Origin of the sequence: Microbacterium sp. NPDC058342 (assembly GCF_042723935.1) — a bacterium.
Classification (GTDB): Bacteria; Actinomycetota; Actinomycetes; order Actinomycetales; family Microbacteriaceae; genus Microbacterium.
On the sequence record NZ_JBHXID010000001.1, the window covers coordinates 1522426 to 1536646 of the forward strand.

Below are 14221 nucleotides of genomic sequence, written 5' to 3' on the forward strand. Positions count from 1 at the left end.
CTCCGTTCGGATGCGAGCAAGCCTAATCGTCCGCGCACGCCGCTCGCGTGCGCGACGTGCCGTGCCCTCGTGGGCAATGCACAGGTGGTTTGGATAGTCTGGAACGTCGAGCGGAGACCTGCGGCGGACGCCGCGGTCACGTAAGGAGTTGATTCGTGCGATTCGTATGGGCCGTCGTGGCCTTCGTGCTGGCCACGGTTCTCATCGGAGCGGGAATCGCCCAGCGGACGATCTTCATGGGCCCGTCCGAGCAGCGGATGGAGGTCACGGTGGACCAGCCGACCCCGTACGTCCTCGTCGACGCCGACGTGCTGCGTGCGCACACCGGGCTGCAGACGCTCATGGTCCGCGGCGAAGGCGACATCGTCGTGGCGTACGGTCGCACCGACGACATGACAGCCTGGCTGTCCGACACGTCGTACGACCTCGTCACGCTGGACAGGACCGGTGACCCCGAGACCTCGCGCGTGGAAGCGGCGCAGCCGCCGGCCGAGGGAGGCGAGACCTCGGGTCGCTCGCCGGTCGGGTCCGATCTCTGGCTCGACGAGTTCGCGGACCAGGACGCGCTGGTCGCGGAGATGCAGCTCACCGCGGGCAACAGCGTCCTCATCGCCCGGGACGGCACGCAGCCCGCACCCGACGACATCCTGGTCTCCTGGGCACTCGACACGCGCACTCCGTGGGCCGGTCCTCTCATGGCGGCCGGGGCACTGCTGCTGGCTGCGGGGCTCGTGCTGTACGTGCTCGCGATCCGATATCAGCGCCGCGGCCGCGGCCCGCGGCGCAAGGGCCCGGGCCCGCTGCCCGAGACGCAGCCGATCAGCCTGCCGGAGCGCGCTCGGATCGAGGCGGGCGCCGAGCCGGGCCCCGAGAACGACTCGGAGCCCACCGACAGCCCCGCCACGCCCGACAGGCCCGGCGACGCGGGTGCGCAGCAGCGCACCGCGTCCCACCCTCGCCGGCTCGCGCTCGCCCTCCCGGCACTGGCGCTGACGGCCGTGATCGCGACCGGCTGCTCGGCTGATTCGTGGCCGCAGTTCGGGGCGGCGACACCGACCCCCACACCGACGCCCTCCGTCGTGGCTCCCGAGAATCAGAAGCCACCGGTCGTCACCGAGAAGCAGGGTGCGCGCATCGTCGCCGACATCGCCGGCACTCTCGAGAAGGCCGACGCCGACCTCGACGCGGATCTGGCCTCGACCCGGTTGAGCGGCGACGCGCTGGCCGGACGCAAGACCGAGTACATCCTGCGGGACAAGATCGCCGAGCGCGACACGGTGCTGGCGCTGCCGCTGGGCAAGGTGCGCATCCTGCTGCCCGAGGCCACGGGCGGCTGGCCGCGCACCGTGCTCGCGCTCACGGCATCCGAAGACGACGACACGAAGCCGCCCGTGGTGCTGACCATGACGCAGACCGACCCGTGGTCGAACTACCGGGTCTCCTCGATCGCCGAGATGCCGGCGTCGAGCACGTTCCCCGACGTCGCGCCCGCCTGGCTCGGCACCACCCGGGTGCCCGAGGAGTCGGCGTTCCTGTCGCTGGCGCCCGCCGAGCTCGCCGATGCGTTCTCGGACTTCGTCGACGCCGGTGACAAGAGCGAGTTCTCCGGTCGTTTCGATGAGGTGTCGCAGAAGCTGGCCGAGGCGATCCGCGACAGTCGCGCCGCCGTCGTGAAGAAGGCCGCCGATGCCGGAGCGAGCAAGACCTCCAAGGCGACGTTCGCCATGACGCCGGCCGACGACGAACCGCTCTCCATGGCCACGCTCGACAGCGGCGCGGTCGTGACTGTCAACGTGATCGACACACAGACGGTGAAACCCACCAACTCCGACGCCGTCATCCGATTCGGCGGAGACGAGCAGGCGAAGGCTCTCACGGGCGTGAAGGAGTCCGCGAAGGGCTACGTCACCGCTTACGGGATGCAGCTGTTCTTCGCGGTTCCCGCCCAGGGCTCCAACGAGCAGATCCGTCTGCTGGCCTACCATCAGGACCTCCTCAGCGTGAAGGTGATCAAGTGACCGAGATTTCCGCAGCCGCCCTGCGCGGCGCCGTCGACCTGTCCTCGCTGCGCGGCAGAGCTGCGCAGCCTTCGGCGCCGCAGGACGCCGCGGCCGCCCAGGACGGCGCTTCGCAGGCATCCGGGGGCGTCGTCGTCGATGTGACCGACGCGACCTTCGGCGAGATCCTCGAGCTGTCCCGCTCGGTGCCGGTGGTGGTCGACCTCTGGGCGGAGTGGTGCGGGCCGTGCAAGCAGCTGAGCCCGATCATCGAGAAGGTCGCTCGCGACCTCGCCGGCCGGGTGGTGCTCGCGAAGGTGGATGTGGATGCGAATCCGCAGATCGCGCAGGCGTTCCGTGCCCAGTCCATTCCCATGGTCGTGGCGCTGATCGGCGGGCAGCCGGTGCCGATGTTCACCGGTGCGGTGCCCGAGGAGCAGGTGCGCGAGGTGTTCGGACGCCTGCTCGAGGTCGCCGCGCAGAACGGCGTGACCGGCACCGTTCCCGCCGGGGGCGGCGAGGAAGCTCCGGCCGAGGAGGCCGAGGAGGCCCCGCTTCCACCGCTGCACGCCGAGGCGTTCGCCGCGATCGAGGCGGGCGACTACGCGCGGGCGATCACGGCGTACCAGCGCGCCCTGGCCGAGAATCCGCGCGACGAGGACGCCAAGGCCGGACTGGGCCAGGTGCGCCTGCTCGACCGCGTTCAGGGACTCGACCTTCAGGAGGTGCGAGCGGCCGCCGCGGCTGCTCCTCTTGATGTCGAGGCCCAGTTCCGGGTCGCGGACCTCGACCTCGCGGGCGGACATGTCGACGACGCGTTCTCACGGCTCCTCGAGCTGTTCTCCGCCGTCGCGCCGGAGCAGCGGGCGACGGTGCGTGAGCGGCTGGTCGAGCTGTTCGACCTCATCGGCTCCGCGGATCCGCGCGTCGCCTCGGCTCGCACGCGCCTGGCCTCCCTGCTCTTCTGACCGGGCGAGGCGCACGCGCGCCCGGTCGGGTCAGTACCGGCTGGGCGTCGGGACATGCGGTTCCGGCTGGTGCCGGAACCAGATCGTCGACAGCGCCGGCAGCGTGATCGAGGCGATGGCGGGAGCGTCATCGGTGTCCCTGCGCGCTTCGACGAGCCCGAGGTTTCCCGCATCGCCGCCGCCGTACTCCGCGGCATCCGTGTTCAGGACCTCCTGCCACTCGCCCTCCTCCGAGAGCGCGAGCCGGTAGCCGGTGCGCGTGACGCCGGCGAAGTTCGTCACGACGGCGAGGCGGCCGCCATGGGCATCCCTGCGCTCGAACGCCACCACGCTGGGATCCCAGCTCGGCGCCCCGAGGCGCGTGAAGGACGTGCTGTCGTTGTCCCTCTCCCACAGCGGCGCCTGCCTGCGGTACACGCCGTTCATCGCGCTCACGAATCGCTGCAGCTGCGCGTGCGACGGCTGATCGAGCAGCCACCAGTCGAGCTCCCGATCGGCGGACCACTCGCCGATCTGGCCGAACTCCTGCCCCATGAACAGCAGCTTCTTGCCCGGGTGGCCCCACATGTACCCCAGGTAGGCGCGCACGTTCGCGAGCTTGTGGTGATGATCGCCGGGCATTCGGGCGATCAGGCTGCCCTTGCCGTGCACGACCTCGTCATGGCTGATGGGCAGCATGTAGTTCTCGCCGAAGCCGTAGACGAACGAGAAGGTGATCTCGCCCTCATGGTGCGAGCGGTGCAGTGGGTCCCTCTTCATGTACACGAGGGAGTCGTTCATCCAGCCCATGTTCCATTTGAAGCCGAAGCCGAGACCCGCGTGATCGGTGGGAGCCGTCACACCGGGGAACGCGGTGGACTCCTCGGCGATCATGACGATGCCCTTGTGCAACCGGTAGGCGGTGGCATTGACCTCCTGCAGGAAGCGGATCGCCTCGAGGTTCTCCCGCCCCCCGTGGACGTTCGGCTCCCACTCCCCGTCCTTGCGGGAGTAGTCGAGGTACAGCATCGAGGCGACGGCGTCGACGCGCAGCCCGTCCACGTGGAACTCGCTGAGCCAGTACAGCGCGTTCGCCACGAGGAAGTTGCGCACCTCGTTGCGTCCGTAGTCGAAGATCAGCGTTCCCCAGTCCTGATGCTCGCCGCGGCGCGGGTCGGCGTGCTCGTACAGCGCCCGGCCGTCGAAACGGGCGAGGGCGAAGTCGTCCTTCGGGAAATGGCCGGGGACCCAGTCCATGATCACGCCGATGCCGGCCTGGTGCAGCCGGTCGATCAGGTACCGAAGATCGTCGGGGGAGCCGAAGCGGCTGGTCGCGGCGTAGTACCCCGAGACCTGGTACCCCCAGGACCCTCCGAACGGATGCTCCGCCAGCGGCATGAACTCGACATGGGTGAAGCCCGTCGCCTGCACGTGCTCGATGAGCGGATCGGCGGCATCGCGGTAGCCCAGGCCGCCCCGCCACGATCCGAGATGCACCTCATAGACCGACATGGGGTGTGCGACCGCGTGCGTCGCGGCGCGTCGTGTCAGCCATGCGGCATCGTTCCAGCGGTAGGCGCTCAGGGTGACGACGGATGCCGTCGCCGGCGGCACCTCCGCCTCCTGCGCCATCGGATCGGCCTTCGCCAGCCAGCGGCCGGTCTGGGAGAGGATCTCGTACTTGTACCTGCTTCCCACCACCACGCCGGGGACGAACAGCTCCCAGACTCCGCTGCCGCCCATCGACCGCATGGCGTGTCCTTCGCCGTTCCAGTCGTTGAAGTCGCCGATCACGCGCACGGCCGAAGCGTTCGGGGCCCAGACGGCGAAGTCCACCCCTGTGTCGCCGTCGAGCGCGCGCGGATGAGCGCCGAGCACCTGCCAGAGTCGCTCGTGGCGACCCTCGGCGATGAGGTGCAGGTCCAGTTCGCCGAGCGCGGCGAGATGGCGGTAGGGGTCGCCGGCGAGGTGCTCATCGCCGTCGTCGTACGAAGTGGCGATCCGGTAGGCCAGGGGAGGGCCGTCGTGACGGGCCTCCCAGATGCCGTGTGCGACGTGCACGAGCTCGAGCCGGGTGCCGTCCTCGAAGACGAGCTCGGCGCGGCGCGCCAGGGGCCTTCGCACGCGCACGGTCGTGGTGGTGCGGCCGACGGCATCCGTCTCGGGATGCGGCCCCAGCACGGAATGCGGGTCGTGATGCGCGCCCTGGGCGATGCCGATCCAGTCGGCGGATGCCGAGACGTCCTCGAGATGGCTCATGATCGCTCCTTCACCTTCAGGATGTGCACCGGCTCGGCGAAGGCGTCGAGTCGCACGTAGTCGTGGTCGGTCCAGGTCCAGACCGCGCCCGTCAGCAGGTCCTCCACCTCGAAGGTCTCGCCCGGCTCGACGCCCCAGATGCGGGTGTCGAGGTGCACGGTCGTCTCGCGCACCGAGTGCGGATCGAGGTTCGCGACCACGATGATCGTGTCGGCGGCTCCGGTGCCGGTGAAGGCGGCGTCCAGGTGCTTCGAGTAGACGAGCACCGAATCGTCGTCGCTCCAGTGGAAGGAGATGTTGCGAAGCTGCTGCAGTGCGGGATGGGCGCGCCGGATCTCGTTGAGCCGGCGCAGCAGGGGAGCGAGAGACTCGCCGCGCTCCTCGGCGCCGTCCCAGTCACGGAATTTGAACTCGTACTTCTCGTTGTCGATGTTCTCCTCGGAACCGGGGCGGGCGACGTTCTCGATCAGCTCGTACCCGGCGTAGACGCCCCACACGGGGGCCGCGGTCGCGGCGATGCACGCGCGGATGCGGTAGGCCGCGCGGCCGCCGAACTGCAGGTACTCGGTGAGGATGTCGTGGGTGTTCACGAACAGATTCGGCCGCATGTAGTCGCTCGTCTCGTGCGAGACGCTGCCGAGGAACTCCTCCAGCTCGGCCTTGGTGTTGCGCCAGGTGAAGTACGAGTAGCTCTGCTGGAACCCGACGGCGGCGAGCGCCCGCATGACGGCGGGGCGGGTGAACGCCTCGGCCAGGAAGATCACGTCGGGGTCGGCGGCGTTGACCTCGGCGATGAGCCACTCCCAGAAGCGCAGCGGCTTGGTGTGCGGGTTGTCGACGCGGAAGATCTTCACGCCCAGACCGACCCAGTGCATCACGACCCGCAGCATCTCGGCGGAGATGCCCGCGGGATCGTTGTCGAAGTTCAGCGGGTAGATGTCCTGGTACTTCTTCGGCGGGTTCTCGGCGTACGCGATGGTGCCGTCGGGAAGAGTGGTGAACCACTCCGGATGTTCTGTCACCCACGGGTGGTCGGGCGAAGCCTGCAGGGCGAGGTCGAGGGCGACCTCCAGGCCCTGCTTCTGCGCCGCACGCACGAAGGCACGGAAGTCCTTCTCGGTGCCGAGCTCAGGGTGGATGGCGTCATGCCCTCCATCGGCGGATCCGATGGCATAGGGCGAGCCGGGGTCCCCGGGCTCGGTGACCAGGGTGTTGTTGCGTCCCTTGCGGTTCGTGGTGCCGATCGGGTGGATGGGCACGAGGTAGAGCACGTCGAAGCCCATGCCCGCCACGCCCGGCAGGCGCTTGGCCGCCGTGGTGAAGGTGCCGCTCTTGATCGTGCCGTCCTTGCGGCGGACTGCTCCTTCCGATCGGGGGAAGAACTCGTACCAGGCACCCACACCCGCGAGGCGTCGATCCACGGCCAGTGTCAGCCACGGTGTGCTCGAGCCGAGCGAGGCGATTGGGCGGGCCGTGAAGGCGTCGGCGACGGCATCGTCGGTCGCCACAGCCGTCAGAGCGGCGGCGCCGGCGGGGCGCAGCCGTTTCGCCGCCGCCCGCAGCAGGGTGCGCTCGGTGGCCGGGCGGTCCTTCTCCGCCGCAGCGGACGTGAGCAGTGTCTCGCCGAGCGCGCACATGACCTCGATGTCCACGTTCGCCTCCGCCTTGACCGCGGCTGCATGCGCCCAGGTCGCGAAGTCGTCGGCGAAGCCCTCGAAGCGGTACTGCCACTCGCCGGTGCGGTCGATCGCGATCTCGGTGCGCCAGCGGTCGGATCCGTCCTCGAGCGCGCTGAGCCGGTGCAGCGTTTCGGCGCCGGCGGGGTCCTTCAACCGCAGATGCACACCGATGCGATCGTGGCCCTCGCGGAAGCAGACGATGCTGAAGGGCACCACCTCTCCGGTGAAGGCCTTGGCGGGATGGCCGTGCGGCACGCGGGGCGACGGGTCGAAGAGCGGGATGCGTCCGGTCCGCGCTCCCTGACCCGCGTCGGTCTCCGCGGCGGACCGCAGGGGAATCCGGGCGGGGCTTCTCAGCGCCGCGGGTTCGAGAGCGGTTCGTGCTGCCACACCTTGAATGTACCGCTCGGCGTGGGGCGCGTCACGCCCCCGCTGAGCGCGTCGCGCATCCGCCGAGGCGGGCTGCTCACTCCACCCGGAACAGGCGCATCGACGTCCCGGGGATGGGGATGACGTCGCCCGGCGAGCAGCGTCGTCCCTCTGTGGACGGGGCCTCGTCCGCGCTCGACCAGAGCTGCACGAACGAGCTCGCGCCGTCGATGGAGTCGGGCAGGCGCACGTCGATGGGCGCCTCCGTGCCGTGGACGATCAGCAGGATGCGATTGGAGGATCCGTCTTCGGGCACACTCGCCGCCACGTACTGCAGCGTGCGATTGCGGGGGTCGTTCCACTGCTCGACCTCCATGGTCTCGCCGTTCTGGTCGAACCAGTCCATCACGCTGGATTCGGGGATGTGCTCGCCGAGGCGCGCGTACCGGCCGGGTCGCAGTGCCGGGTTCTCTGCGCGCAGGCGGGTGAGCAGCGAGATGTGCGCGAGCAGGTCCTTCTGCCAGGGCTCGTGCTCCCAGTTCAGCCAGCTGATCGGCGAGTCCTGGCAGTACGCGTTGTTGTTGCCGCGCTGGGTGCGCCCGAACTCGTCGCCGGCGGTGATCATGGGGATGCCGGCGGAGAGCAGCAGAGTGCCCATGAGGTTGCGCATGGCCTTGCGTCGCAGGGCGAGGATCGTGGGATCGTCGGTCGGCCCCTCGACGCCGTGGTTGAACGAACGGTTCATGTCGGCGCCGTCGCGGTTGTCCTCACCGTTGGCCTCATTGTGCTTGACGTCGTAGGCGACGAGGTCGTGCAGCGTGAAGCCGTCGTGCGCGGTGACGAAGTTGATGCTCGCCAGCGGCCCGCGCTCCTCGCTGTAGGTGTTCGCCGAACCGGCGAGGCGATTCGCGAAACCGCCGATGCCGACCGGAGCGGAAGCTCGGCGGGCGTAGTCGATGTCGCTGAGCCAGAAGTTGCGGACCCGGTCCCGGTAGCGGTCGTTCCATTCGCTCCAGCCGTCCGGGAAGTTGCCGGTCTGCCACCCGCCCAGGCCCACGTCCCAGGGTTCGGCGATGATCTTCACATCCTGCAGCAGCGGATCCTCGCGGATCGCCGCGAGCAGCGGATGCTCTCGGTCGTACTCGTGGTTCGCGTCTCGTCCGAGTGCCGAGGCGAGATCGAACCGGAATCCGTCGATCTGCATCTCGCCGGCCCAGTACCGCAGGGAGTCGAGGACGAGGCGTGCGGCGGCGTCCGTCGACGTGTCGAGCGTGTTGCCGACGCCTGTCGTGTCGATATAGGTGCCGTCGGCCTGCTGGCGGTAATAGGAGGCGTTGTCGATGCCGCGGAAGCTCGAACGCGGACCGCCGATACCCTCCTCGCTCGTGTGGTTGTACACGACGTCGAGGATCACCTCGATCCCGGCTTCGTGCAGCAGCTTGACCATGCCCTTGAACTCCGCGAGCACCGCCTCCGGGCCGCCCTTGCGGGCGGTCTCGCTGGCGTAAGCGGTGTGGGGGGAGAAGAAGCTGAGGGTGTTGTAGCCCCAGTAGTTGGTCAGCCCGCGCTCCAGCAGCCGGGGCTCCGGCACGAACGCGTGCACCGGCAGCAGTTCGATCGCGGTGACGCCCAATGAGAGGAGGTACTCGATCATGGCCGGGTGCGCGAGGCCGGCGTATGTGCCGTGCAGGGCGGGAGTCACGTCGGGGTGCCGCTTGGTCAGGCCCTTGATGTGGCCCTCGTAGATGACGGTGCGGTCCATCGGAACGCCGGGCTTTCGCACGTCGCCCCAGTCGAAACCGTCTTCGATCACGACCGAGCGCCACTCCTCGTAGCCGTCGCCCTGGGCGAGTCCTCGGCCGTAGGGGTCCAGCAGCAGCGTCTCGGAGTTGAACACGTGACCGGGCCCGTGCGGTCCGTCCACGCGCAGCGCGTACCGCGTACCCGGCTGCAGCAGCTCTGTGGTTGCCTCCCAGACACCGCCGGGTCGCCGTTCCAGGGGCACCTGCGCGGTCTCCCAGTCCAGGTCGTCGGCATCGAAGATCACGAGTTCGACCGATGCCGCGTGCTGTGACCAGACGCGGATCGTGCCGACGCCGTCGTGCAGACGGACGCCGAGATCGTCGAGGACGGATCCTCCCAGGGGAGGCGTGGACGTCGCGGGCATGGAGAACAGCCTAAACGGGTGCCGACCCGTGTCGTGAACCCGGATGCCGTGATGGCTGATCCCCGGTCCCGTCGGGCCCGCGGTAGGTGCGAGCGGGGGACAATGGTGTCATGCGCTTCTACCTCGATCACGCGGCGACGTCGCCCCTCCGCCCGGAGGCCAGGGATGCGTGGCTGGCCGCTGCGGAGGTGCCGGGGAACGCGTCCTCGACGCACGGCGCAGGACAGCACGCCCGGCGCGTGCTCGAGGAGTCTAGGGAGCGGGCGGCGGCGGTGCTCGGGTGCGATGCGATCGAGGTGATCTTCACCTCCGGCGGCACGGAGTCGGTCAACACCGCCCTGCAGGGGCTGTGGCGCTCGCGCACGGCGGGGACGGATGCCGTGGTCCTTCCGGATGCCGAGCACCACGCCACGACGGACACGGTCGCCTCGCTGGCGGAGGACGGCGCGCAGGTCCGGGCGGTTCGGGTCGACGGGCGTGCGCACATCGACCTCGCGGCGTTCACCGCGGCGCTGGGCGGCGCTGCGGTTGCCACCGCGCTGATCGCCAACAACGAGTCGGGCACGATCAACGACGCCGCCGGCCTCTCCGCCGTGGCCGCGGCTGCCGGCGTGCCGCTGCACCTGGATGCGATCGCCGCGTGGGGGCACCTCCCGCTGTCCTTCCGCCGCCTCCGCGGCGCAGCTCCGGCCGCTTCCGGCTTGGTCGCCATGAGCGTCGCCGGGCACAAGATCGGGGCGCCGGTCGGGACGGGGGCGCTGGTCGTGGCCCGCTCGGCGCGTCTGGCCCCGCTCCTGCACGGCGGTGCGCAGCAGCGCGGCCTGCGGGCGGGCACCCAGGACGTCGCCGGTGCGGCGGCGTTCGCGGCGGCCCTGGAGGCGGTCGAGGAGGAACGCGAGGCCGAGACCGCGCGGCTGAGAGCCCTGCGCGACCGGCTGATCACAGGCATCCGCTCGGCCGTGCCTTCTGCGGTGCTGCTGGGGGATCCGACCGACCGCCTGCCGGGCAACGCGCACCTGCTGTTCCCGGATGCGGTGGGGGAGAGCCTGCTGTTCCTGCTGGACGCGGCCGGCATCGCGGCATCCACCGGCTCGGCCTGTCAGGCGGGGGTCGCGGAGCCCTCGCACGTCGTGCTGGCGATGGGGCGCAGCGAGCAGGAGGCGCGCAGCGCCCTGCGGTTCACGCTGGGGCGCACCTCGGGCGACGAAGACGTCGATGCGGTGCTCGCTGTGATCGCCGACGTCTACGAGCGGGCATCCGGCGCCCGGTCAGCCGCACGCTCGTAGACTGGACGCCATGCGTGTTCTGGCGGCGATGAGCGGTGGCGTGGACTCGGCGGTGGCGGCGGCGCGCGCCGTCGAAGCCGGGCACGACGTCGTCGGTGTGCACCTCGCGCTCTCGCGCGCCGGCGGCACGCTGCGCACCGGCAGCCGGGGATGCTGCACCGTCGAGGACGCACTGGATGCGCGACGTGTCGCGGACCTGCTCGGGATCCCGTTCTACGTCTGGGACTTCTCCGAGCGCTTCCGTGACGACGTGATCGATGACTTCATCTCGGAGTACCAGGCCGGACGCACACCGAACCCGTGCCTGCGCTGCAACGAGAAGATCAAGTTCGCCGCGCTCCTCGAGCGCGCGATCGAGCTCGGGTTCGATGCCGTCTGCACCGGGCACTACGCGACGCTCGTCGACGGCGCCGACGGGCTGGAGCTGCACCGGGCATCCGACGCCGCCAAGGACCAGTCGTACGTGCTCGGCGTCCTCAACGCGCAGCAGCTCGCGCACACCTACTTCCCGCTCGGCTCCACGCCTTCCAAGGCGATCGTGCGGGCAGAGGCGGCCGAGCGCGGCATCAGCGTGGCGCAGAAGCCGGACAGCCACGACATCTGCTTCATCCCCGACGGCGACACGCGCGGCTGGCTCGCCGAGAAGGTGGGTGCGCAGACGGGCGACGTCGTCGACCGCTCCGGATCCGTGATCGGCACGCACGAGGGCGCCCACGCCTTCACGGTCGGGCAGCGGCGCGGGCTGCGCCTCGGCGTGCCCGCGGCCGACGGGAAGCCCCGGTTCGTGCTGGAGGTGCGGCCGGTCACGAACACCGTCGTGGTCGGCCCGAAGGAGGCGCTGGCGATCGCCGAGATCTCAGGCGAGCGGCACTCCTGGGCAGGAGCAGCGCCCCCCGCATCCGAGTTCGCCTGCGAGGTGCAGATCCGGGCGCACGCCGAGCCGGTGCCGGCCAGCGCCTTCGTGACGGCGACGGGCGTCCGGGTCGTGCCGGACGAGCCCCTGGACGGCGTGGCTCCCGGACAGAGCGCCGTGCTGTACATCGGCACCCGGGTGCTCGGTCAGTTCACCATCGACACCACCGTCTCCGCCGTTCCGGTCGAGGCCTGACGCGTCCCGCACACGCTGCGGTCGTCGAGATCGACGTGCCGCACGGGCTCGGTCTCGTGGACGTCGGCGGCCGCTCGTAGACTTGCGGGGTGCCGGAGAACATCTCGCTGGAAGCCGCTCGCGCGGAGGCGGAGGAGCTGACCACTCGCATCCTCGAAGCCAAGGACGCCTACTACGGGCGAGACACCTCGCTCGTCGACGACGCGACCTACGACGGATGGATGCGCCGGCTCGAAGAGATCGAACGTCTGCATCCCGAGCTGCAGGGGCAGGATTCGCCGACGCAGATGGTCGGCGCGGCCGAGGCGACCGGGCTCGACACGATCGAGCATGCCGAGCGGATGCTGAGTCTCGACAACGTCTTCTCCCTCGACGAGCTGCGCGAATGGGCGGCCAAGACGCAGGCGGCCGCCGGGCGCGAGGTCGCGTGGCTCACCGAGCTGAAGATCGACGGGCTCGCCATCAACCTGCGCTACGAGCACGGTGTCCTGACCTCCGCTGCGACCCGCGGAGACGGGCGGGTGGGCGAGATCGTCACCGACAATGCGCTGCGCCTCGCCGACATCCCCGCGCGGTTGAGCGGTGAGGGACACCCCGCGATCGTCGAGGTGCGCGGCGAGGTCTTCATTCCGGTCGCCGCGTTCGAACGACTGAACGCCGCCCAGGCCGAGTTCCGCGAACGCGCCTTCGCCGACGCCCTGGCCCGGTGGGAGGCGCGCACCGGGGCGAAGCGTCCGTTCGACGAGGAGAAGGCGCGAACGGCGGCGGCCCGCCGATTCCCGTCGTTCGCGAATCCGCGCAACGCCGCCAGCGGCGGACTGCGGCAGCAGCTGGACAAGAAGGCGGGCCTGGAGCACGAGGCGGGCCTGCTGCGGGTCGACTCCCTCTCGCTGTACGTGCATGGCATCGGCGCATGGCCGAACCCTCCGGTCGCCGCGCAGAGCCAGGTGTATGAGCTGATCTCCTCGTGGGGACTGCCCACCAGCCCGCACCTGAAGGTCTGCCACGGCATCGACGAGGTCGTCGCGTTCGTCGAGCACTTCGGCGAGCACCGGCACGACATCGAGCACGAGCTGGACGGCATCGTCGTGAAGGTGGACGAGCTGGCGCTGCACGACGAGCTGGGCATGACCAGCCGGGCCCCGCGGTGGGCGATCGCATTCAAGTACCCGCCCGAGGAGGTGCAGACCACGCTGCTCGACATCGTCGTCTCGGTGGGCCGGACCGGCCGTGCGACCCCGTTCGCCGTGATGGCTCCGGCGCAGGTCGCGGGTTCCGTGGTGCGGCAGGCGACCCTTCACAACAAGGACGTCGTCAAGGCCAAGGGAGTGCTCATCGGCGACACCGTCGTGCTCCGCAAAGCGGGCGACGTCATCCCCGAGGTGTTGGGGCCCGTTGTGGAGAAGCGTCAGGGCACCGAGCGCGAGTTCGTGATGCCCGCCGAGTGCCCCGAGTGCGGCACCCCGCTGCGCCCCATGAAAGAGGGCGACATCGACCTGCGATGCCCGAACGCGCGATCGTGTCCCGCGCAGGTGCGCGGACGCGTCGAGCACATCGGCTCGCGCGGCGCGCTCGATGTCGAGGCTCTGGGCGAGGTCACCGCCGCGGCCCTCACCCAGCCCAGTCGGCCGGCCGTCCCGCCCCTGGTCACCGAGGCGGGGCTGTTCGATCTCACCCTCGAGCAGATCGTGCCGATCGAGGTGATCGTGCGCGACTCCGAGACCGGCCTGCCGAAGGAGGACGAGGACGGTGTCGTCAAGACCCGCGCCCCGTTCCGCCGCAACCCCACCGCTGCCGAGAAGAAGCAGGGTGTCGAGGGGCCGCAACCGTCGTCGCAGGCGGTCACGCTGCTCGCCGAGCTCGAGAAGGCGAAGACCAAGGATCTCTGGCGTCTTCTCGTCTCGCTCAACATCCGCCACGTCGGTCCGGTCGCGGCGCGCGCGCTGGCCCAGTGGTTCGGGTCGCTCGACGCGATCCGCTCCGCCTCACGTGACGAGCTCGCCGGCGTCGAGGGCGTGGGCGGCATCATCGCCGATTCGCTCCTGGACTGGTTCGAGGTCGACTGGCACCAGGAGATCATCTCGCGATGGGCTGACGCCGGGGTGCAGTGGTCCACCCCCGGGCATCCCGGTCCCGGCGCGGCGGCCGTCGGGGGCGGGGTGCTGGACGGGCTCACCGTGGTCGCGACGGGGAGCTTGGAGGGCTACACGCGTGAGGGCGCGCAGGAGGCGATCATCAAGGCGGGCGGCAAGGCGGCATCCTCCGTCTCGAAGAAGACCGACTTCGTCGCAGCGGGTCCGGGAGCCGGCTCGAAGCTCGGGAAGGCGGAGGAGCTGGGCATCCGGATTCTGGATGCCGCTCAGTTCCACATCCTCGTGACCGAGGGGCCGGACGCGCTCGCATGAAACG

At 70.1% G+C, this 14221-nt stretch carries 8 protein-coding genes; 5 read left to right on the forward strand and 3 right to left on the reverse strand.

The annotated features are described in order from the left end of the window. Positions 1 to 155: 155 nt before the first annotated feature. Positions 156 to 2018, forward strand: a complete 1863-nt coding sequence (locus ACFWHT_RS07020) for a glycosyl transferase (protein WP_378826758.1) — start codon at positions 156 to 158, stop codon at positions 2016 to 2018. Then, on the forward strand, positions 2015 to 2965 hold the full coding sequence (locus ACFWHT_RS07025) for a tetratricopeptide repeat protein (protein WP_378826760.1): 951 nt from the start codon (positions 2015 to 2017) through the stop codon (positions 2963 to 2965). The genes ACFWHT_RS07020 and ACFWHT_RS07025 overlap by 4 nt, the downstream gene beginning before the upstream one ends. 30 nt (positions 2966 to 2995) lie before the next feature. On the opposite strand, the gene glgB is transcribed toward ACFWHT_RS07025, so the two are convergent. The 3 genes from glgB to glgX all read right to left on the reverse strand — a co-directional run bounded on the left by glgB (position 2996) and on the right by glgX (position 9418). Next, the gene (gene glgB / locus ACFWHT_RS07030) at positions 2996 to 5203 is read right to left on the reverse strand and encodes a 1,4-alpha-glucan branching protein GlgB (protein ID WP_378826762.1); all 2208 of its coding nucleotides are present in this window, start codon (positions 5201 to 5203) and stop codon (positions 2996 to 2998) included. Then, positions 5200 to 7272, reverse strand: coding sequence for a maltotransferase domain-containing protein (locus ACFWHT_RS07035; RefSeq protein ID WP_378826764.1), 2073 nt, complete (start codon positions 7270 to 7272; stop codon positions 5200 to 5202). Before ACFWHT_RS07035 ends, glgB begins: the two co-directional genes overlap by 4 nt. A gap of 76 nt (positions 7273 to 7348) precedes the next feature. Then, positions 7349 to 9418, reverse strand: a complete 2070-nt coding sequence (glgX, locus tag ACFWHT_RS07040) for a glycogen debranching protein GlgX (RefSeq protein WP_378826767.1) — start codon at positions 9416 to 9418, stop codon at positions 7349 to 7351. A 110-nt stretch (positions 9419 to 9528) separates the two neighbouring features. Here glgX and ACFWHT_RS07045 point away from each other — a divergent pair, with 110 nt between their 5' ends. The 3 genes from ACFWHT_RS07045 (at position 9529) to ligA (ending at position 14217) form a co-directional block, all read left to right on the forward strand. Further along, the gene (locus tag ACFWHT_RS07045; RefSeq protein ID WP_378826769.1) at positions 9529 to 10704 is read left to right on the forward strand and encodes a cysteine desulfurase family protein; all 1176 of its coding nucleotides are present in this window, start codon (positions 9529 to 9531) and stop codon (positions 10702 to 10704) included. A 10-nt stretch (positions 10705 to 10714) separates the two neighbouring features. After that, positions 10715 to 11812, forward strand: a complete 1098-nt coding sequence (gene mnmA / locus ACFWHT_RS07050) for a tRNA 2-thiouridine(34) synthase MnmA (RefSeq protein WP_378826771.1) — start codon at positions 10715 to 10717, stop codon at positions 11810 to 11812. Between the two features lie 89 nt (positions 11813 to 11901). Continuing rightward, entirely contained in the window at positions 11902 to 14217 is a 2316-nt protein-coding gene (ligA, locus tag ACFWHT_RS07055) for an NAD-dependent DNA ligase LigA (protein ID WP_378826773.1), read from the forward strand. The last annotated feature ends 4 nt before the right edge of the window (positions 14218 to 14221 follow it).